This window comes from Pedobacter psychrodurus (genome assembly GCF_032678585.1).
Classification (GTDB): domain Bacteria; phylum Bacteroidota; class Bacteroidia; order Sphingobacteriales; family Sphingobacteriaceae; genus Pedobacter; species Pedobacter psychrodurus_A.
The window spans coordinates 132,630-153,693 of sequence record NZ_JAVTSN010000003.1; the positions used below are offsets into that span (position 1 = coordinate 132,630).

The window sequence follows — 21,064 nt, forward strand, 5'->3', positions numbered from 1 at the left end:
TGCACTATTTAGTTAAGCCTAAGTTAAGAAATTGTTAATTACTTAAATTAGTTTAACATGGAATTTGTTTTAACGTAACGTTTTAGCTAAAAAGGCTTCCAATTGATCGCCACGCAGGTTTTTAGCTACGATTTTTCCAGCCGGATCAACCAGGTAAGAAGTTGGGATAGCTTGAACCTGATATTTTTTAACTGTTTCGCCATTAAAATCTTTTAATTCCGAAACGTGAGTCCAGGTTAATCCATCAGCTTTTACCGCGCCTAACCATGCTGCTTTGTCTGTATCTAATGAAATACCAATGATATCGAAGTTTTTATCTTTATATCTATTGTAAACTTTAACCACATTTGGATTCTCCTGACGGCAAGGCTGACACCATGATGCCCAGAAATCGATCAATACATATTTGCCTTTATAGTTTGATAAACTTACTGGTTTGTTATCTGCGGTGTTTATAGTAAACTCAGGGGCCACTTGTCCTACCTGAACAGTTTTTAAAAGTGCCATTTGTTTTACAAAAGCGTCTACTGTTGCATTACCTTTAATTTCTTCCTTAACCTCATCAGCAAATTGTACCAGTTCAGCCTCAAATTCTTGTGGACTTAAAGTATTCATTGCATAGAAACTCGCAAGCGTACCTTTATTGTCTTTAGCAAATTTAATGATCTGTGTATTCAATTGGTTGATATACGATTCATATTGAGGTTTCATCGATTCTAAAACAGCAGCTCTGTTTTGCGGTTGCGAAGCTACTTTTGCTTCAAAATCGGCCTGTAACTTCTCAACTTGTTTAGCGAAATTGTTTCTGATGGCATTCAACTCCGATAATTTATCTACTTCGTTTGCCCCAGAAATTTTATAAGCCATTGTTTTGTCGGCCAAATCAGCTTCTAATTTGATGTCGTCGCCATTTTTTGCAATCAGCATAAATTCGTGGTTACCTACCGATACCCTGAAAAAATCGACTGATGGGGTTTTACGGATGAATTTAAATTCGCCTTTTTCAGATAGATTGGTCGAATCAATCGCTACCATGTTGCTGTTTTGCATGCCATATAAGAAAACTTTTTTCTCCGTTCCCGGGTTTTGAAAAGTTCCATCAATTGTGAAGCTATCTTTAGGTTTACATGCGGTGAAGGCAATCGCGATCATCATGATCAGGCTCAATTGTTTTAGTCTCATTATTTCAGTTTTTCAAGTATTAATTCATTTAATTTTTTAGCATCAGCTTTGCCTTTGGCCAGTTTCATTACATCGCCAACAAACAAACCTAAAACGCCCTTTTTACCTTTTTTATACGTTTCTACCTGTTGAGGGTATTTATTTAACACTTCATCAATAAAAGTACTTAGTTCATCTCCGTTTTCGGTAATGAGTAAGTTTAACGTTTGTGCCAAGTCAGCAACCTTTGCATTTTCCTGTAGTTCAACAGCAGGTAACAATTGTTGAATAGCGATTTGTTGTGTTATTTTTTTATCATCAACCAGATTGATGGCTTCGGCCAGTTGTGCCGGATTAACTTTAAAATCGGCAATGGTTATCTCCTTTTCGTTTAAAACAGCTCTAATTGGGCCAATTAACCAATTGATCAAACTTTTTTTATGATTAACAGCAGGTTGTGCCGCGTTAAAGTAATTTAAGAGGTCTAGATCTTCTGCAAAAAGTGCTGCATCTGCTTTGCTGATCCCAAATTCCGAGATCATTTGTTGTGATATCTCGTTTGGCAAGGCTGGCATTAAAGATTTAATCTCCGCTAACCAAGCGTCAGAAATATGTATCGGTTGAAGATCTGGATCCGAAAAATAACGGTAATCGTTAGCCTCCTCTTTTGTACGCATGGGTGAAGTGGTGCCCTTATCGGCATCAAAGTTTAAAGTACTCTGAATAATCCGCCCTCCATTATTAATCACTTCTACCTGACGGCCAAATTCGAAATCCATTGCTCTACGTACGTTACGCATTGAGTTTAGGTTTTTTACTTCACAGCGTGTTCCAAATTCGGTAGTACCAAACGGACGGATGGAAATATTGGCATCACAGCGCAAACTTCCCTCTTCCATATTACCATCACTTACATTTAAGTGTCTTACCAGTTTTCTGATTTCACTAAGTAAAACAGAAGCCTCTTCCGAACTGCGGATATCAGGTTCAGTTACAATCTCGATTAAAGGTACTCCGGCACGGTTTAAATCAACTAACGAATAATGATCATCCTGATCGTGAATGCTTTTTCCTGCATCTTCTTCCAGGTGAATGCGGTTGATCCCAATTTTCTTGGTAGAACCATCTGCCAGTTGAAGTTCTAAAAAACCATTCACACAGATCGGTTGATTATCTTGCGTAATCTGATATCCTTTTGGCAGATCGGCATAGAAATAATTTTTCCGGTCGAAATGGTTTATCTGATTAATAGTACAATTTAAAGCCAGCCCAATACGGATTGCTTTTGCAACCACTTCTTTGTTAAGTTTGGGTAATGCACCAGGTAATGCCAACGAAACAGTAGATATATTTTGATTAGGCAAAGCCCCGAAAGATGCACTATCAGCAGAAAATATTTTTGTATTTGTATTTAACTGAACGTGGATTTCTAGTCCTGAAACGAGTTCGAAAGCGGTTTGGGGGCTTGTTTCTTGTAAAGGCATTTAAAGCTTCGTGTTGTTATAAGTTTAATAACCACAGATTAAATCTGTGGTTAAATATTAATGTGTCAAATATAGTTATTATTTAGTCTTTCGTTAAAAAAGGCTTGATGGAGAAATTTTTAAAAATTCTTGCCATGGCAATCCTCCGGAGCCAACTAAAAGTATTTTATCAGGTTTATACATTTTGCTAAAAGCAGCCATTCCAGAAGTGCCTGTAACTAAGCCGGTACTTTTAACTTCTATGCCAATTATTTTACCTCGTTTTTCTAGGATAAAATCTACCTCATCATTTCTATGCCGCCAATAATACACTTTGTAACCCTCAACAAAAGAAGAATTTAATAGGTGTGCCCCTATTGATGACTCTACCATCCTTCCCCATTCGGCAGGTTGTCTTTTTATCTCTCCAAAGAATTGATTTCTCTGTGCACTTACCAATGCATTATTATGCACCTGAAATTTTGGGCTCGACGAACGCTTGCGGATTACATCAGCTGCAAATTTCTCAATGCCTCCCAGTAAACCTGCGGTATCTAATAATTGAAGGTAGTGAGATAAAGTAGTGGTATTGCCCGCATCAGAAAGCTGTCCTAATATTTTAGTGAAAGATAAGATCTGACCAGAATACACACAGCCCAGTTCGAACAAACGTTTCATTAAGGCGGGTTTATCAACACGGGTAAGCATTAAAATATCTTTCGAAATACTGGTTTCAATTAAAGCATTTGAAACATAATTTTTCCAGCGCTCTTCGTCATCAATTAAACCTGCCGAACCAGGATAACCACCGAACCAAACATATTGGTCTGCAGTAAAACCAAAAGCACTTTCCATTTCTGTAAAACTCCAGTGCCCTAAATAAGTTAACTCAAAGCGGCCAGCTAACGATTCAGTCAAGCCTTGCTGAATTAATAACCTCGACGAACCCAGTAAAATTACTTTGATGTTTACCCCATTGCGCATATCCTCGTCCCACAAACGTTTTATAATTTCACTCCAATTGTCTATTTTCTGAATCTCATCTATCACTAAAAGATATTCGTTAATATTTGGCTCTTTTATAAATTCTCTGGTATTGTTCCATATCTGCTCAATCCAGGTTCGATCTGATGCGGCAACTGCATCAGCAGATTCGAATATATAGGGTATAGCAATTTCCTGAACCAACTGACTAATCAGTGTGGTTTTACCAATCTGTCTGGGTCCAACGAGTACCTGAATAAACCTTTTTGGCTCGTTCATTACTTCTGTAAGTTTCTGTAAATAAGATCTTGGGAACATGTTTTACAATTTACTCAATACAATGAGTAAATTTACTCAATGTATCTAGTAATTCAAAAAAATTACTAAAAATATATTAGATCATTATTATAAAGACATGGATTTACAGCATTTTTAACACAAAAAATTATCATATAAAATACTATAAATGAGATAATTATATTGATATTTACAATTTACTCAACGCAATGAGTAAAATTACTCAATGGGACGCATTCGTTAAAGAATGTTAAATTTGCCAACCTGCGATTAAACCACACTGTATCTGCTTTGTCTATCTCAGTAAATACACACAAAAGAAACCTTTAAATTAAAAACATTATGAAAAAGTTAGTTTTATTTGCTGCAGTTCTGATGGTTTCATTATTCAGCATCAACAATGCCAAAGCGCAGGTTAGCTTAAATATCAATATTGGATCTCAACCCGTTTGGGGCCCTACTGGATACGACCATGTAGATTATTATTACTTTCCTGATATCGATGCCTACTATTATGTACCTTCTGGTCAATACATTTATGCAAATGGAGGGCGTTGGGTTTGGACACGTAGCTTACCAGCTCAATACGGAAATTTTGACCTGTACAGAGCATATAAAGTGGTAATTAACGAGCCAAGACCATATCTAAGAAATAATGTTTATGTAACCAGATATAGTAAATACAAAAATTATAGTGGTCGTCAAACCGTGATCAGAGATAGCCGTGACAGTAAATATTATGTGGTTAAAGGACATCCAAACTATAACCAAAGGCCCAGCACCAAAAATGTAACCGTAATTCGTAACAATAACCGTCCAACCCGTGTGGTTACAAGGCCTGTCCAAAATAATGGCCGTCCGCAACGCAATGATAACACAGATAGCCGTACAGAGCGAAACCGCGGCGAAGGTAGAGGTAACGACCGTCATTGAAATTAATATTTAGTTGTAATGAAAGGAGTTTCGAAAGAAGCTCCTTTTTTATTATATATCTGTTACAATAGAAATTTTGGCACAGCGTTTGAATTATTGAAGTACACACAAATAAAATAGATTATTATGAAAAAGTTATTTATCATCTCCGCGATTGTAGGTATCGTGGCTTTAGCATCTAATCAATCTAGCGCTCAGGTAAGTATTAATGTCAATATCGGTGCTCAACCAGCTTGGGTTCCGGCAGGCTATCAAAATGTTAACTACTATTATCTCCCGGAAGTTCAATCTTATTATTATGTTCCACAAAGACAGTTTGTTTATTTAAGTGGAAACAGATGGACCAGATCGAGGTATTTGCCAGCCAGATATAGAGGCTATGATTTGCACAGAGGCAGAAAAGTAGTGGTTTATGGAAATAGTCCTTATCATAACTACAATTCGCACAGAGTAGCCTATTCACATCATAACAATTACTACCGCTCTTCTTATGGTGGCGGAGGCAACCGGGTAAGATACAGTTCGCCAAGAAATAATTACAGATCATACCGTGTAGATAACAGGTATCACGATAGAAGGGTAAATTCAAGTTTATTCTCTAGAGGACACCGAGAAAAACATGGTAGACATTAAAATAAAAAAGAGGCTCTAAGGCCTCTTTTTTATTGCTATCTCGTTATGCTGATCCAATAGCTATCGGATTTATATTAATGATGAGGAATAAAACTTTCTGCTTTTTCCAGAACAACAGGTAAACCGGCAGGATTTTTACCGCCAGCTGTAGCGTAAAAAGGCTGTCCACCTCCACCACCCTGGATTTCTTTACCCAATTCGCGCACAATGTTTGATGCATTTAATCCCTTTTTAACCAAGTGATCAGAAAGCATAACCGTTATTCCCGGTTTACCATCAATTTCTGTAGTGAACACTAGGAATAGGTTGTCTATCATATCTTTCAAAGAGAAAGCCAGATTTTTAACGGCATCAGCGCTTTGCAGATCAATGTGTTTTGCAATGAGATTAATGCCATGGATTCCCCTAACATGATGTACAATTTCATGTTTCAGTGTATTAACACGTTCTAAAGTCGATTTCTCGATTTCCTTTTTCAGTTTAGCATTTTCATCAAGTAAAGCTTGAACAGATGCTGATAAATCTTTACTTCCGTTCAATAAAGCTTTTAAATGTCCAAGCTCTTTTCTTTGTTCCAAGAAATACTGTTCAGCTTTATCTGCGGTAATGGCCTCAATACGGCGAACACCTGCGGCTACCGCACTTTCAGAAATAATTTTGAACGAACCGATCTGTCCGGTAGCTTTTACGTGTGTACCACCACAAAGCTCCTTAGAGAAATGATCTTCAAAAGTTATCATCCGAACAAAATCGCCATATTTCTCGCCAAATAAGGCTGTTACACCACTTTCAATAGCATCCTGATATGGAACGTTACGTTGTTCTTTTAATTTGATATTTTGTCTAATCTTTTGATTTACAATTACCTCAATCTGCGCTAACTCTTCGTCGGTTACTTTTGCAAAGTGAGAAAAATCGAAACGCAGGTAATCGGCATTCACCAATGAACCTTTTTGGTTTACGTGTTTGCCTAAAACCTGCTTTAATGCAGCATGTAGCAAATGTGTTGCCGAGTGGTTATCCTCCGTTAAAACACGTTTATCTTCGTCTACAACAGCCCAAAATTTACCCTCCAAGTTATCAGGTAATATATCTGCAAAATGAACAGTTAATCCATTTTCCTTTTTGGTATCTGTAATATCTACCCAAAACTGGCGGCTATGGTCTTCTAAACGCCCCGTATCTCCTACCTGACCACCACTTTCTGCGTAAAAAGGTGTTTGGCGTAAAACAATTTGATATTGCTCTTTGCCTTTTGCTTTTACTTTACGGTATTTTAAAATTTCAGTTTCAATTTCTAATTCATCATAACCGACAAATTCACTTTGATCTTCTGTATTCACAACAATCCAATCGCCGGTATCAATCGCTGTTGCAGCACGGCTATCATCTTTTTGTTTTTTCAAAGCTTGTTCGTAACCTGTTAAATCAACACTCCAACCTTTTTCTCTCGCCATTAATTCAGTTAAATCGATAGGAAAGCCAAAAGTATCCGATAACTCAAAAGCAAAGTTGCCTTTTACCACATCATTAGAAGCCTGATATTTTTCGAAACGTTGAATACCTGTAGATAAAGTTCTCAGGAAAGAGACTTCTTCTTCTAAAACCACTTTCTGTACAAAATCCTGTTGCGAAATCAACTCATCAAAAACACCTTTAAACTGTTCAGCCAATAAAGGAACCAGTTGATTTAAAAATGGCTCTTTAAAGTTTAAGAAAGTATAAGCATAGCGTACCGCGCGACGTAAAATCCTACGGATCACGTAACCTGCTTTATTATTTGATGGCAATTGCCCGTCAGCAATAACAAATGAAATGGCACGGATATGATCGGCCATTACGCGCATTGCAATGTCTGTTTTCTCGTCTGCGCCATATTTAATCCCTGATTTCTCCGCAATAAACTGGATCATCGGCTGAAAAATATCAGTATCGTAGTTGGATGTTTTTTCCTGGAGAACACGCACCAAACGTTCAAAGCCCATCCCCGTATCCACATGTTTGGCTGGTAGGCTTTGCAGTGAACCATCTTTTAAACGGTTAAACTGCATAAATACATTGTTCCAAATTTCGATTACCTGAGGATGGTCTGCATTTACCAAGGTAGCGCCATCAACAGATGCTTTTTCTTCATCTGTACGGCAATCTACATGGATTTCTGAGCATGGCCCACATGGACCGGTATCGCCCATTTCCCAAAAATTATCTTTTTTATTTCCTGGTAAAATATGGTTTTCGTCTACATACTGTTTCCAGAGGTCATAAGCTTCCTGATCTTTCTCTAAACCTTCTTTTTCGTCACCTTCAAAATAAGTAACATATAATTTTTCTTTTGGGATTTTGTAAACCTCCGTTAATAATTCCCAACTCCAGGCAATGGCTTCTTTTTTGAAATAGTCGCCAAAACTCCAATTGCCCAACATTTCGAACATAGTATGGTGATAGGTATCAATACCTACCTCTTCCAAATCGTTATGTTTACCCGAAACACGTAAACAACGTTGGGTATCAGTTACACGAGAATATTTTATGGCGGCTTCTCCTAAAAACAAATCTTTAAACTGGTTCATACCCGCATTGGTAAACATTAAAGTTGGATCGTTTTTAACCACGATCGGTGCGGAAGGAACAACATGATGTTGTTTCGATTCAAAAAAACTAAGGAATGCCTGTCTAATCTCTTTTGCTGTCATTTCAATATTATTGGAGGGAACAAAATTAAAATTTTATTACGTTAATAAGGAAAAATCGAGCTACATTTGAACACTTTAATTAATCGATATAAGACACTCATAATCAAGCACAAAATATGCCGTATAAAGAAAGGGACATTAATAAAATGTATTATACCATGGGCGAAGTGACTGAAATGTTTAATGTAAACGCATCACAGATCCGTTTTTACGAAAAGGAATTCGATATCCTTCAGCCTAAGAAAAACAAAAAAGGCAACCGTCTTTTCACTCCGGAAGACATTGAAAACTTAAAAATCATTTTTAATCTGGTAGATGAAAAAGGCTTTACCTTAAAAGGTGCAAAAGACTATTTAAAAAATAACAAAACCGGTGTACGCGAGAATCAAAAGATCATCGATTCGCTGGAAAAGTTGAAAGGTTTTTTGGTAAATCTTGCCGAAGAACTATAGATATTTTTCTTTGTATTACATTAAAGTGTTTAAAAAAATACAATACTTGTAGTTTTAAAATATTATTTTTATACTTGTAATAATAATACAACAATCACCCCATTTTTCTTGAACTAGTTTAATTACTGCTTATGAAAATATGGTATTTGTTGTTGCTTGTCTTTTTTTTCTGTGGCTTATCTGCTCAAAGCTATTTAAGCCCTCGTTTATCAAGGTGTAATCTAGGATTAACGTGGCCAATAAGGCGTAGTTTTTACCGATGGATCTGTTTAAGATTATCCCGTTTAAAAATTTGCTGTAAAATCTTAATTATCGCATTTGCAATGATTGGATCTGTTGCAAATGCACAAACTAGTGAGCAAGAAAATGATATCCGTGATATATTGGAAAGTATGGCGGAGAATCTTCCCGATGATTACGATATGAGCGAACTGGTTGATGTACTGGCGAGATATCGTAGACATCCGATTAATTTGAATCACACTTCGCCTGAAGAATTAAAGACATTTGTTTTTCTTTCACCCCTACAGATCAGTAATTTCTTCGCCTATTTAAAAGAAAACGGACAACTTGCTGATGTATTGGAGTTACAAAGCATTGATGGATTTGATGTTAAGACTGTTCAGAGTTTGCTCCCGTTTGTAACATTAACCCACAACAGCGAATATGAGCAACTCAATTTTAAAAATATTTTCAAGAGTGGCGAAAATGATTTAATGATACGTTTTGCACAGACCTTGCAAAAGCAAAAAGGATTTACTGATTTACCAGGAAACCGGTACCTGGGATCGCCTGAAAAATTCCAAACCCGATACAGATATAATTATAGCACTATCCTATCTGCAGCCATTACTTTAGATAAAGATGCCGGTGAAAAATTCGGAGGCAAACCTTTTGATTTTTATGCTGGTAATGTGGCATTTTTCAAATTAGGCAAATTGAAAAAACTGGTACTCGGCGATTATACGTTGCAATTTGGACAGGGCTTGACGCTATGGTCTGGATTTTCCTTTGGAAAAGGTCCTGATGTAACCAGCGTAGCTAAAAAAGATTTAGGGTTACGCCCTTATAACTCTACCAATGAATATTCTTTTTTCAGGGGAGTTTCAGCAACAGTTACCTTACTTAAAAATGTAGACATTACCCCTTTTGTTTCATTCAGAAATCTTGATGCCAGCCAAAAATTGGATCCGAATGGTGATTTAGTTCAGTCGACTATTAATCAAACCGGACTACATAGAACGCCCTCAGAGATTAAAAATAAAAGGGTGCTATCGCAGAGATTATTTGGTGCTGCCATACAATATGCTCAGAACGAATTTACGCTAGGTGCAATTGCTTACCGTAGTCATTACGGGAATAGTTTTATTACGCAAACTGCTGCTTATGATCAATATAGTTTTACCGGGAAATCGTTAACAAATCTGGGGTTGTTTTATAACTATACCTATAAGAACATGTACCTGTATGGCGAAGGTGCCAAGGGTTTGGGTGGAGGTTTCGCATATATTAATGGATTGTTAATCAGCTTATCACGCACTGTTTCTGCAGCACTAACCTATCGTAATTACGCAAAAGATTATCATAATTTCTTTAATCAGGGGGTATCCGAATCCAGTGAAGCGGTAAATGAAAAAGGATTGTATGCTGGTTTAAATGTTAATCCTAATAAACATTGGGCCTTTTCTTTTTATGGTGATTATTTTCGGTTTCCGTGGTTGAAATACCGGGTAGATGAGCCATCAAAAGGCTATGAAATATTAAGTCAGGCCGTTTATATGCCAAGCAAAGGTTTTAAGGCTTTGCTTAGATTTAAAACCGAGCGGAAGCAGCAGAATACCGATCTGGATGTGCCTGTAAACTTTTTAGATGATGTAAATAAAACAGGTTATCGGGCCGAAATAAACTGGCAGCTGAACAAGAGCTGGAGTTTCCAAAATCGTGCAGAGATTTCACAGTTTAAAAAAGGTGGCGCTGATCGGGAATTTGGGTATCTGGTTTATCAGGACGTAGATTACTCGCCCATGTTTTCTAAAATCACTGCCAACATAAGGTTTGCCTATTTCAATACACCAAGTTATAACAGCAGAATTTACGCTTATGAAGACGATGTTCTATACAGTTTTAGCTTTGGGATGTATAGTGGGAAAGGTTTTAGAACGTATTTAAATTTGAAATACAATTTAGCTAAAAAGTTAAATATTTGGTTGCGATACGGCTTGTTTATCTATAAAGACGTAGAAACAGTTGGTACTTATCTGGATGAAATTAAAGGTAATAAAAAGTCGGAATCGAAAATTCAGGTACGTTATCAGTTTTAAGCATGTTTAAGGCCGAATATGTTTTTGTCAGGATTTTATTTCCATTTCTTACTGGTATTGGTATTTTTTATTTCTTTCCAACAAAAACTTGTTTACAATTTTTAGCAATAACGATGGTATTATGTATATTGAGTATAATCATCACAAATATTGCCTATAAAAAATTAAAACTATACCGATATAAAGGAACAATAGGGACGCTGATTTTTATACTTTTTTTCAATTTGGGTGGATGGCTTTGCTTAATAAATAATGCAACGCTAAGGGAAAATTATTTCGCAAATAAACAATATGACTATTTAAAAGTATGGGTGAAAGATGAGCCCGAAGAAAGCAACCATATATTAAGATTTAAAGCAGCAGTAATTTCTGGATATCAAAAAGATCAGCAGATCAAATTATCTGGGCAACTGCTTTTAGCAGTGAGATTAGATAGCTTAAGTCCTGTTAAGATAAGATATGGCGACGAAATCATGATCTCAGCCAAATGTGTAGAAGTTGAGCCTCCCTATAACCCGGCAGAGTTTGATTTTAAAGCCTGGTTAGCCAATCAAAACATTTATCATCAAGCTTTTATAGATCAGGATCATTTAATTAAAACAGGTAAAAACAATGGTAATCCGATTATTAAACTAGCCTTAAACTTAAGAGAAAAGCAAATCGGAAAATACCGCAAATTGATTAAGGGCAACGAAGCTTTTGCAGTGGCATCAACCTTAATATTGGGGTATCGCACAGATTTAAGCCAAGAGACCTTATCCGCATATTCCAAAACGGGAACCATACATGCTTTATCTGTTTCAGGCGCTCACGTAGCTATTATTTATGTGGTTTTAGATTTCCTGTTACTCTTCATGAATAAGAAACCTGGATTAAAAATCATGAAGCTGATATTAATCTGCGCTTTAATTTGGGGATATGCCCTAATTACGGGGTTATCCCCTTCGGTTGTGCGTTCCGCAATCATGATCAGCATTTTAATCACGGCTAAAGTTTTATCTAAAAATACCAACAGTTATAACGTTTTAGCCTTTTCAGCTTTCTGCCAATTGCTTTATGATCCATTTTTAATATGGGATGTTGGATTTCAGCTCTCCTATCTTGCTGTTTTTGGATTAATTTACCTCCAGCCCAAAATTTATCATCTGATGTACATTAAAAATTCCTGGACGGATAAATTATGGAATTTCACGGCCATGTCGTTAGCTGCTCAAGTGGTTACATTTCCTTTGAGCATTTATTATTTCCACCAATTCCCAATTTATTTTCTTTTTGGAAATCTTTTTATCACCATCCCGTTGGTGTTAATGATGTATTTGGGAATTGCCGTTCTGGTTCCGTGGCTGAGTTTTTTAGCGCCAATTTTCGAATGGATAATCACCTTTACCAATCAGGCACTCAGATGGATTGCCGGTCTACCCTATGCTACTTTTTCATCCATATGGATTAATCTGCCCGAATTTATATTATTAAGTTTAGCCTTAGGCTTATTTATCTACGGATTGGCAAATTTTAATAAACGTTTTATATTTTCATCCTTGGCAGTTTTTATTTCTTATCAAATTTTGGTTGTACACGGTGACCTGAATGCCTATCATCAACAAAAGATTATTTTTTTTTCACTAAGAAAAAATTATGCCGCTGCTTTTATTCGTGGAAAGGAAACTGTTTTGGTTACCGATTTAAAAGCTACAGATAAAAACTATAACTACTTTGTAAAACCTGCATTAATGCAATTGCAGATAGATCAGATTTCTTTTATCAGTTTAAAGAAAGATACTATTGTAGGAGATTTTGTTTTAAAAAACAATCAGATTGTATTCCGTAATTATAAAATATTGCTGATTGATGATCGGTTAAATGATAAAACATTAAAAGGAAACGGCATTTTTTCAAGCCTTTGGATCAGTGAAAATACAAAGTTTAATCTAGGGAGACTAAGTTCACACATTAAATACAAAAATGTATTAATCGATGCCACCAACAAAGATTATAAGATTGAGATGTTTAAAAAAGTTGTGAAGAATAATCATTTGGATGCTCATATTTTAAAGAAAAATAAAGCATATTTGGTGCAACTAACCCAATAACATGGAAAATCTGGTTTTATATCAAGTTGCAGATAGAATTGCAACAATAACCATTAATAGACCTGAAAAAAGAAACGCCTTAAATCCAGAACTCATAGTTGCATTAACGGCTGCTTTTATCAGTGCATCGGAAGATGACCTCGTTAAAGTAGTGGTTTTAAATGCAAATGGAGATTCTTTTAGCGCCGGTGCCGATTTAGGTTATTTGCAACAGTTACAACAGAATACCTTCGAAGAAAATGTTGCTGATTCTAATCGTTTGAAAAAACTCTTTACAACCATTTATTATTTACCTAAGGTGGTTATTGCGCAGGTGGAAGGCCATGCCATCGCTGGTGGCTGTGGTTTAGCCACAATATGCGATCTTGTTTTTGCTACTCCTGAAAGTAACTTTGGCTACACAGAAGTTAAAATTGGTTTTGTTCCAGCCATTGTTTCATGTTTCTTAAAACAGAAAGTGAGCGAATCTGTTGCCAAAGAAATATTGCTTACCGGAAAAACCTTTCCGGCAGAACAGGCACTAAAATATAATTTGATCAATTTTGTAACAAATTCATCCGAAATTCATCAAAAAGTAAGAGAATTTGCACTAAGTTTGTGTAGCGGAAGTTCTGGTAATTCGTTAATGATTACTAAACAATTGATTACGCAAACAACCAATCCCCTATTGGAAAAATGCTTGGAAACTGCGGTACAGATAAATGCCCGTGTAAGGGAAAGTGAAGATTTTAAAAAAGGAATTTCTTCATTTTTAAACAAAGAAAAAATTAATTGGTAAAAAACTAAACTGAAATAAAAAACATGTTAAAATCAATCAAAACAAGCGTTGTCGCTTTAATCCTGGTAAGTGGCGCAATCATCGCTCACGCACAAAAGAAAATGACCGAAGGTACAATTACCTATGGCCTGGAATATAAATTAACAGAAGAACAAAAATCTGCGATGGGCGGACAAGAGCCACCTGCAGAGCTTAAAGTTAAATTCAACAATGGTTTAACTAAAATCGAAATGGAACAAGGTCCGGCTTTAATCGGGATTGTTTCTGATAACAATGAAAGAACTGGTTTGCTTTTAATTGACGTGCCAGTTGCTCAAAAACAATTTGCGGTAAAACAAACCAAAGCGGATATTGAAAAAGCAATGGGTGCCATTCCTAAATATTCTGATTTCAAAGCTACTGGCGAGAAACAGACTATCGGTGGCTTTAGCGCAGAAAAATATACTTTCAAAGACGAAAAAGGTACTGCACTCGAACTTTGGGCTACAAAAGATATTGAATTGCCAAACGTAGGTTCTCAAAATTATTTTCCAGGCTTAGGTGCTTTTCCGGTAAAATATACTTTGGTTCAGAGAGGTGTAGAAACTACTACAACATTAAAATCTGTTGTTGAAGGTAAAATTGGTGCGATCTCTAAAGAAGTACCAACTGGCTACGAAGTAGTAACCATGGAAGATTTAGCAAAAATGCAGGGTGGTGGTGAATAATTAACCAATCTCTGTTAATTAATAGCTTTTTAACTGCCGGCTTTTTATTTAAATTAGCCGAAAGTTGAAAAGCTTTTTTTATGTCCAAAACTTATATATGATTAAAAAATTATTACTCAAACTATCAGTCGTTTGCATAGTTTTATGCGCATTAACTGAGGCAAATGCTCAAGGTATCAACTGGGCGAAGGATGGCAACTCTTACTATCAGATTGCAAGCGGAGAAATTATCTCGGTAACACTCCCTAAAAGCGACCGAAAAACTATTATATCAAGAGCACTATTAACGCCTACCGGAAAAAGTGATGCTATTGCGGTAAGAAGTTTCCAGTTATCTGATGATGGTACTAAAGCATTGATTTACACCAATAGCAAAAAGGTTTGGCGTTATGATACCCGTGGAGATTATTGGCTGGCTGATTTAACAGCAAATAAAATTACCCAGATTGGAAAAGATAAACCATCATCCTCTTTGATGTTTGCCAAGTTATCGCCTGATGGCAGTAAAGTAGCTTACGTAAGCAAACATAACCTATATGTAGAAAACATTGATGGATCTGGCGCTAAAGCTTTAACAACAGATGGCACCGACCGCATGATCAACGGTACTTTCGATTGGGTTTATGAAGAAGAGTTTGATTGCCGTGATGGTTTTAGATGGAGTCCTGATGGCAAATCAATTGCCTTTTGGCAAATTGATGCGACGAAGATCAAAAACTTTTTAATGATCAACAATACGGATTCTATTTATCCTTACACTATCCCGGTAGAGTATCCAAAAGTTGGCGAAAATCCATCAGCCTGTAAGGTAGGTGTGGTTGATGTAACAACTGCTAAAACAAACTGGTTAGGTGTTCCTGGCGATAATATCCAGCACTATATCCCGCGTATGCAGTGGGTACCAAATAGTAACAATATTATTTTGCAACAACTTAACCGCGAGCAGAATGAAAGTACAGTATTTATCTGCAATGCTGCTACCGGAGCTGCAAAAGCAATTTATACCGAAAAGGCCAAAGCCTGGATCGACCCACAGGACGAATGGAAATGGTTAAATGACAATAAAGAATTTACAATCGTATCTGATAAAGATGGCTGGAACCACTTATACAGAATCAGCCTTGACGGAAAAAAAGAAACACTGGTTACAAAAGGCAACTATGATGTAATTGATGTAAAACTGATTGATGTAAAAAACAATACCGTTTATCTCTTGGCATCGCCTACAAACGCTACGCAGAAATATCTTTTTAAAACCAAGTTAGATGGAAAAGGAAAATTAGAACAGGTTACCCCTTCTATTTTACCGGGTACGCACAGTTACGATATTTCTCCAAATGCAGCTTTTGCCCGTCACACTTACAACAGTTCGATTGTTAGGCCAATTACTGAATGGATGAACTTTACAACTGGCAATCCATTTACTATGGACGGAAGCATTACTACGCAATTGTCTAAACAAGAAGCGGGTAAAAACAAAGTTGAGTTTTTTAAAGTAACTACCGAAGATGGTATTGAAATGGATGGTTGGATGAAAAAACCTGATAATTTTAATCCGGATAAAAAATATCCGGTAGTATTTTATGTGTATGGAGAGCCCGCTTCGCCAACGGCATCAGATACTTATGGCGCAGGAAGAAACTTTTTGTATGCTGGCGATATGGCTAAAGATGGTTATATCTATATCTCAATGGATAACAGAGGAGCACCTGTTCCAAAAGGAAGCGCATGGCGTAAAAGCATTTACAAAAATATTGGTTTAATCAATATCCGCGATCAGGCCATGGCCGCTAAAAAACTGTTGGCTACCAATGCTTTCATGGATAAAGACCGCGTTGCCGTTTGGGGCTGGAGCGGTGGTGGTTCATCTACTTTAAACCTGATGTTCCAATATCCTGAAATTTATAAAACGGGTATTGCAATTGCAGCGGTTGGTAACCAACTAACCTACGATAATATTTATCAGGAGCGTTACATGGGTACACCTTTCCCAAGTAAAGAAGCTTATGTAAAGGGCTCTCCTGTTACTTATGCTAAAAACTTGAAGGGTAACTTATTGTATATCCATGGTACCGGAGATGATAACGTTCATTACCAAAATGCCGAAATGCTGATCAATGAGCTCATCAAAAACAGAAAGGTTTTTCAATTAATGAGTTATCCAAACCGTACCCACAGTATCTCTGAAGGTGAAGGAACAAGCGAACATTTATCGTTAACTTATACCAAGTTTTTAAAAGAAAATTGCCCTCCGGGAGCAAGATAAAAATTTTAAAAGCAGCTTTCGGGCTGCTTTTTTTATGCGATAAACATTTGGGCAAACATGGCGGTTGCAATGGCTATGCCGAAGCTCAACAAGGTTCCAATTAATACATATTCGGTTAGTTTGAGGTCATGCGCTTCTTTTAAATCACCAAACCGAAATATCGATTTTGCCGCCAGTAAAAAACCAACAGCCTCAAAATGATTGGTTAGGATAAAAAGAAAAATCAATACCCGCTCCAATATCCCGATGTACTTCCCTGCATTTTGTAGTGATTTTGGACTATCTGGCTGATTATCCGGGATCCATTTGTCGATAATTACCTTCATGATGATCGATGTAGGCATCGTTAAAAATAAAACTCCTGAGATTAAAGCCCATGTTCTGGTTTCATTTAAAAAACTGAAGTCAAAACTTCCCTTATAAAATATATGCCATACCGCCGCTATTGAGGCAAAATGTAAAACCTGATCAACGAAAAATAGTATACGCGCATTTTTATTCGTCTGAAAAACAGATTTTAATGCATCGATAAACAGATGGAGAATGCCGATCAATAAGGCGGTTTTCCAAACATCAAAGCTTAAAAAAATAAGGAATATCAAAGCCACATGAATGGCTACATGGAGGTACAGTTTTGTTGATTTTAACTTTCTCCGCTCCTTATCTTTTACCCATGCTGTTGGTTGTAAAAAGAAGTCTCCAATTAAATGGGCAATAAGAAGTTTGATTAGATAGATATCCATTATTTTAAGATCATTTGGTTCAATTTTTTACGGTAGAGTTTGTCCATTTCCATAATTTCGGTATAATGTGCGCGTTTTAGCGCCTCACTTACAGACGATTGTGTTCTGCCCGAAATTGCGGCTAGTTCACTTTGTAACAGATTTTCATTTTCCAGGGCCAGTTTTACCATTTCTGCAGCTACCTCTCCCCAGCTGTCCATTGATATTAAAGAAAGTTTAATCAACACATTCATTTCTTCATCAAAATCAGGGTTATCGGTTTTAATTGCCAGGTTAACTTTAGCCTGTTTTAAACTGTCGAAAGCAGCACCTGAGTTTACAAAAGCATCTCCACTGGATTCAGAAAGCTTTTTGCGTTTGTTTTTCAGATCTCCGATACCAATGCCCATCCTTACATCTGCAGGTTTATTTACCCTAATACAGGCTTTTAAATAGGCAGCTGCTCTCATTGCATTTTCTGGTTCAACCTCTACCTGAAAACTATCTCCACGATAGATCTCTCCCTTGCTATTCTGATTTGAAACTGTTTTTAAAGCCGTTTTCAAACTTAATAACCAGCTGTCTTTAATCTTTCTCGAGCCTACAATATCACCTGTTATAATACAAATCATAATACAATATCGGGCTTATTATTCATATTTCAAATTTAATATCGGCTAATTAGCCGATATTTCGTTTTATCGGGTAATTAGCCGATATTTTAAATTATCGGGTATTTAGCCGATATTGATTTAAAACTAATCAATAATTTTATTGTTTACTAACTATGGCATTAATCGAATTTACCAAAAGAGGCATTTATTGTAAACAGGGCGATTTTTACGTAGACCCCTGGTGGCCTGTAGATTATGCTGTTACTACCCATGGGCATAGCGATCACGTACGTTTTGGAAATAAGTACTACCTCTGCCATACCCTCACCAAACCCATTATAAAACGAAGGATCAGTGAGGATTTAAATGTAGAAACATTGGAATATGGCGAAAGCATAACCAGAAATGGGGTGAATATTTCCTTTTTCCCTGCCGGACATATTATTGGATCAGCGCAGGTACGTTTAGCATATAAAGGAGAAATTTGTGTGATCTCAGGCGATTATAAAATTGAAGATGATGGCATTACCACACCTTTTGAACCGGTTAAATGCCATTCTTTTGTATCCGAAAGTACTTTTGGATTACCCGTTTACAAATGGCAAAAGCAAGAAGTTGTTTTTAATGGTATCAAGAGCTGGGTAAACAATAATATCAATCAACAGAAAACGAGCGTATTAATTGCTTATAGTTTAGGTAAGGCGCAACGCTTAATTAAAAACCTGGCTGGCGATATTCCTATTTATGTACATAATAGTATTGCTAATTTAAATGAAGTAATTATCGCTGCTGGTGTAAATCTCCCTGAAACCATTAGGATTACCCCCGAAACCACTAAAGATGAACTGCAGAAAGGTATTGTAATTGTACCGCCAGCCATGCGCGATAGCCGATGGATCAAAAATTTATCCCATCCCGTTACGGGGATCTGTTCGGGTTGGATGCAGGTTAGGGCACACCGCCGCTGGCAAAGTGCCGATGCTGGCTTTGCTTTAAGCGACCATGCCGATTGGCCGGGTTTAATGGAGGCGATTAAGGCAACCGGTGCTGAAAAAGTATACGTTACCCATGGTTTTACAGCGGCTTTTAGTCGGTTTTTAAATGATGAAGGCATAGAGGCCGCTGAAGTTTTAACCAGGTTTGGGCAAGAGGATGATGAAGAAAACGAAGTGGATTTGGCTGATCAAAACGAAAATAAATAAAATATGAAACGTTTTGCTCAATTGATCCAGCAGCTCGAACTGAGCAATAAAACCAACGATAAAATCGCGGCTTTGGTTGATTATTTCAATTATGCCGATGATAAGGACAAAGTATGGGTGATCGCCTTATTTACAGGTAAAAAACCTAAAAGACCGATTAAATCAGCACTGCTCAAATACTGGGCGATAGATATTACAGAAACTCCGGAGTGGTTATTTGCGGAGAGTTATTCGAATGTTGGTGATTTAAGTGAAACCATTGCGCTGTTATTGCCACCCGCCGAGAATACCTCAGATTTTCAATTGCATCAATGGATAGAAGATTTACACGATCTGGAAGGCAAGGATGACGAAACCAAAAAAGAATTTATTTTAAATGCATGGAATAAACTCGAAAACCAGGAACGTTTTATTTTCAATAAGTTAATTTCTGGCAATTTCAGGATCGGTGTTTCCAATAAAATGCTGGTGAATGCATTGGCTAAACAAAGTAGTCTGGATAGTGCCCAAATTATGCATAGCATTATGGGAAAATGGAATCCTTACGAAATTACCTTCAACGAACTGATCAATGGTGTACATGTAAATACGGATAACTCCTGGCCTTACCCCTTTTGCCTGGCCTATGCTTTAGAACAAGAACCAGAGAAATTGGGTGATATTTCTGAATGGCAGGCCGAATGGAAATGGGACGGTATCAGGGGGCAGATCGTAAAACGGAACGGAGAGCTGTTTATCTGGAGCCGTGGTGAAGAACTGGTTACGGAGCAGTTTCCGGAACTGCATTTTATGCTCGATGTTTTGCCTGATGGTGTGGTTTTGGACGGAGAAATATTGGCCGTACAGGATAAACAGGTTTTATCGTTTAGTACGCTGCAGCAACGTTTAAACCGTAAAACGATCAGTAAAAAGCAACTCGAGGATGCGCCTATCGGATTTTTCGTTTACGATATTTTAGAATATGAAGCAAAAGATTTCAGAGAAGAGCCCTTAAGCGTAAGAAGGAAAATACTTGAACAGTTGATTGGTGATCTGGAAGAAAGTCCTGTGCTCATATCTCCCGTAATTAATTGCCACTCATGGGAAGAATTAGCCGAGTTAAGACAAACTTCGAGATCGATTAATAGTGAAGGGATTATGCTTAAAAAGCTGAGTTCTCATTATCATAGCGGCAGAAAACGCGGCGATTGGTGGAAATGGAAAGTCAATCCTTATACGGTTGACGCGGTAATGATTTATGCGCAAAAAGGAAGTGGCAGAAGGGCAAATTTCTTTACCGATTATACATTCGCTGTTCGTGATGGCGAAAATTTAGTCACGATTGCAAAAGCCTATTCGGGTTTAACAGATAAAGAAATTAAAGAAGTAAATTCTTTTGTAACCCGAAATGCAATTGAAAAATTTGGTCCGGTACGTACGGTAAAACCCGAACTGGTTTTCGAAATCGCATTTGAAGGGATTGCCGAAAGCAAACGGCATAAAGCAGGTTTGGCTTTACGTTTTCCACGTATATTGCGGTGGCGAAAAGATAAAAAGGCAGATGAAATTAATACTTTGGAAGATTTGCGGCAGTTGCTGCAATCTACTTTGTAAATGTGAGGATTAGAGTTTGCTTAAACCTCGCAGGTTTTTGAAACCTGCGAGGTTTTGAAGGTTTGCCTCAGGATTTTAAACCCGACAGCAGCGATACCCTTTTTTGCTGGATATGATTAACGTTACAAGAAGCATTACAAAAAAGGTAAAGCGTA

At 37.0% G+C, this 21,064-nt stretch carries 16 protein-coding genes; 10 read left to right on the plus strand and 6 right to left on the minus strand.

The features are described 5' to 3' along the window. Positions 1-69: 69 nt before the first annotated feature. From R2S57_RS03075 to R2S57_RS03085, 3 genes are all read right to left on the minus strand, one after another. A complete protein-coding gene (locus R2S57_RS03075; RefSeq protein ID WP_316843640.1) occupies positions 70-1,182 on the minus strand; it encodes a TlpA disulfide reductase family protein in 1,113 nt (370 codons plus the stop codon). Beyond that, positions 1,182-2,645 carry an Asp-tRNA(Asn)/Glu-tRNA(Gln) amidotransferase subunit GatB gene (gene gatB / locus R2S57_RS03080; protein ID WP_316843641.1) on the minus strand — a complete coding sequence of 488 codons (1,464 nt, stop codon included), beginning with the start codon at positions 2,643-2,645 and terminating at the stop codon, positions 1,182-1,184. Before gatB ends, R2S57_RS03075 begins: the two co-directional genes overlap by 1 nt. Positions 2,646-2,738: 93 nt before the next feature. Next, on the minus strand, positions 2,739-3,926 hold the full coding sequence (locus tag R2S57_RS03085; protein ID WP_316843642.1) for an ATP-binding protein: 1,188 nt from the start codon (positions 3,924-3,926) through the stop codon (positions 2,739-2,741). A 321-nt stretch (positions 3,927-4,247) separates the two neighbouring features. Between R2S57_RS03085 and R2S57_RS03090 the strand changes: the two genes are divergently transcribed. Both R2S57_RS03090 and R2S57_RS03095 read left to right on the plus strand, forming a co-directional pair. Then, positions 4,248-4,838 (plus strand): hypothetical protein, encoded by a 591-nt coding sequence (locus tag R2S57_RS03090; protein WP_316843643.1) that lies wholly within the window; start codon positions 4,248-4,250, stop codon positions 4,836-4,838. Between the two features lie 126 nt (positions 4,839-4,964). After that, positions 4,965-5,471, plus strand: coding sequence for a hypothetical protein (locus R2S57_RS03095; RefSeq protein ID WP_316843644.1), 507 nt, complete (start codon positions 4,965-4,967; stop codon positions 5,469-5,471). Positions 5,472-5,545: 74 nt separating this feature from the next. Here R2S57_RS03095 and alaS read toward each other — a convergent pair whose 3' ends face one another. After that, the gene (alaS, locus tag R2S57_RS03100; RefSeq protein ID WP_316843645.1) at positions 5,546-8,164 is read right to left on the minus strand and encodes an alanine--tRNA ligase; all 2,619 of its coding nucleotides are present in this window, start codon (positions 8,162-8,164) and stop codon (positions 5,546-5,548) included. A 116-nt stretch (positions 8,165-8,280) separates the two neighbouring features. Between alaS and R2S57_RS03105 the strand changes: the two genes are divergently transcribed. The 6 genes from R2S57_RS03105 (at position 8,281) to R2S57_RS03130 (ending at position 16,778) form a co-directional block, all read left to right on the plus strand. Next, the gene (locus R2S57_RS03105) at positions 8,281-8,616 is read left to right on the plus strand and encodes a MerR family transcriptional regulator (protein ID WP_029274329.1); all 336 of its coding nucleotides are present in this window, start codon (positions 8,281-8,283) and stop codon (positions 8,614-8,616) included. A gap of 323 nt (positions 8,617-8,939) precedes the next feature. After that, a complete protein-coding gene (locus R2S57_RS03110; RefSeq protein ID WP_316843646.1) occupies positions 8,940-10,937 on the plus strand; it encodes a helix-hairpin-helix domain-containing protein in 1,998 nt (665 codons plus the stop codon). A 113-nt stretch (positions 10,938-11,050) separates the two neighbouring features. Beyond that, the gene (locus R2S57_RS03115; protein ID WP_316843647.1) at positions 11,051-13,027 is read left to right on the plus strand and encodes a ComEC/Rec2 family competence protein; all 1,977 of its coding nucleotides are present in this window, start codon (positions 11,051-11,053) and stop codon (positions 13,025-13,027) included. 1 nt (position 13,028) lies between these two features. Next, positions 13,029-13,805 carry an enoyl-CoA hydratase/isomerase family protein gene (locus tag R2S57_RS03120; protein WP_316843648.1) on the plus strand — a complete coding sequence of 259 codons (777 nt, stop codon included), beginning with the start codon at positions 13,029-13,031 and terminating at the stop codon, positions 13,803-13,805. Positions 13,806-13,828: 23 nt separating this feature from the next. Next, positions 13,829-14,512, plus strand: coding sequence for a DUF4412 domain-containing protein (locus R2S57_RS03125; RefSeq protein WP_316843649.1), 684 nt, complete (start codon positions 13,829-13,831; stop codon positions 14,510-14,512). 97 nt (positions 14,513-14,609) lie between these two features. Next, a complete protein-coding gene (locus R2S57_RS03130; protein WP_316843650.1) occupies positions 14,610-16,778 on the plus strand; it encodes a S9 family peptidase in 2,169 nt (722 codons plus the stop codon). A gap of 32 nt (positions 16,779-16,810) precedes the next feature. Here the strand turns inward: R2S57_RS03130 and R2S57_RS03135 are convergent, their stop codons facing one another. Beyond that, entirely contained in the window at positions 16,811-17,521 is a 711-nt protein-coding gene (locus tag R2S57_RS03135) for a DUF3307 domain-containing protein (RefSeq protein ID WP_316843651.1), read from the minus strand. Then, positions 17,521-18,132, minus strand: coding sequence for a SatD family protein (locus R2S57_RS03140; RefSeq protein ID WP_316843652.1), 612 nt, complete (start codon positions 18,130-18,132; stop codon positions 17,521-17,523). Before R2S57_RS03140 ends, R2S57_RS03135 begins: the two co-directional genes overlap by 1 nt. A 155-nt stretch (positions 18,133-18,287) precedes the next feature. Between R2S57_RS03140 and R2S57_RS03145 the strand changes: the two genes are divergently transcribed. Further along, complete coding sequence (locus tag R2S57_RS03145; RefSeq protein ID WP_316843653.1) at positions 18,288-19,316, plus strand: ligase-associated DNA damage response exonuclease; 1,029 nt, start codon at positions 18,288-18,290, stop codon at positions 19,314-19,316. 3 nt (positions 19,317-19,319) lie between these two features. After that, positions 19,320-20,909 (plus strand): ATP-dependent DNA ligase, encoded by a 1,590-nt coding sequence (locus tag R2S57_RS03150; protein ID WP_316843654.1) that lies wholly within the window; start codon positions 19,320-19,322, stop codon positions 20,907-20,909. Positions 20,910-21,064: the final 155 nt, after the last annotated feature.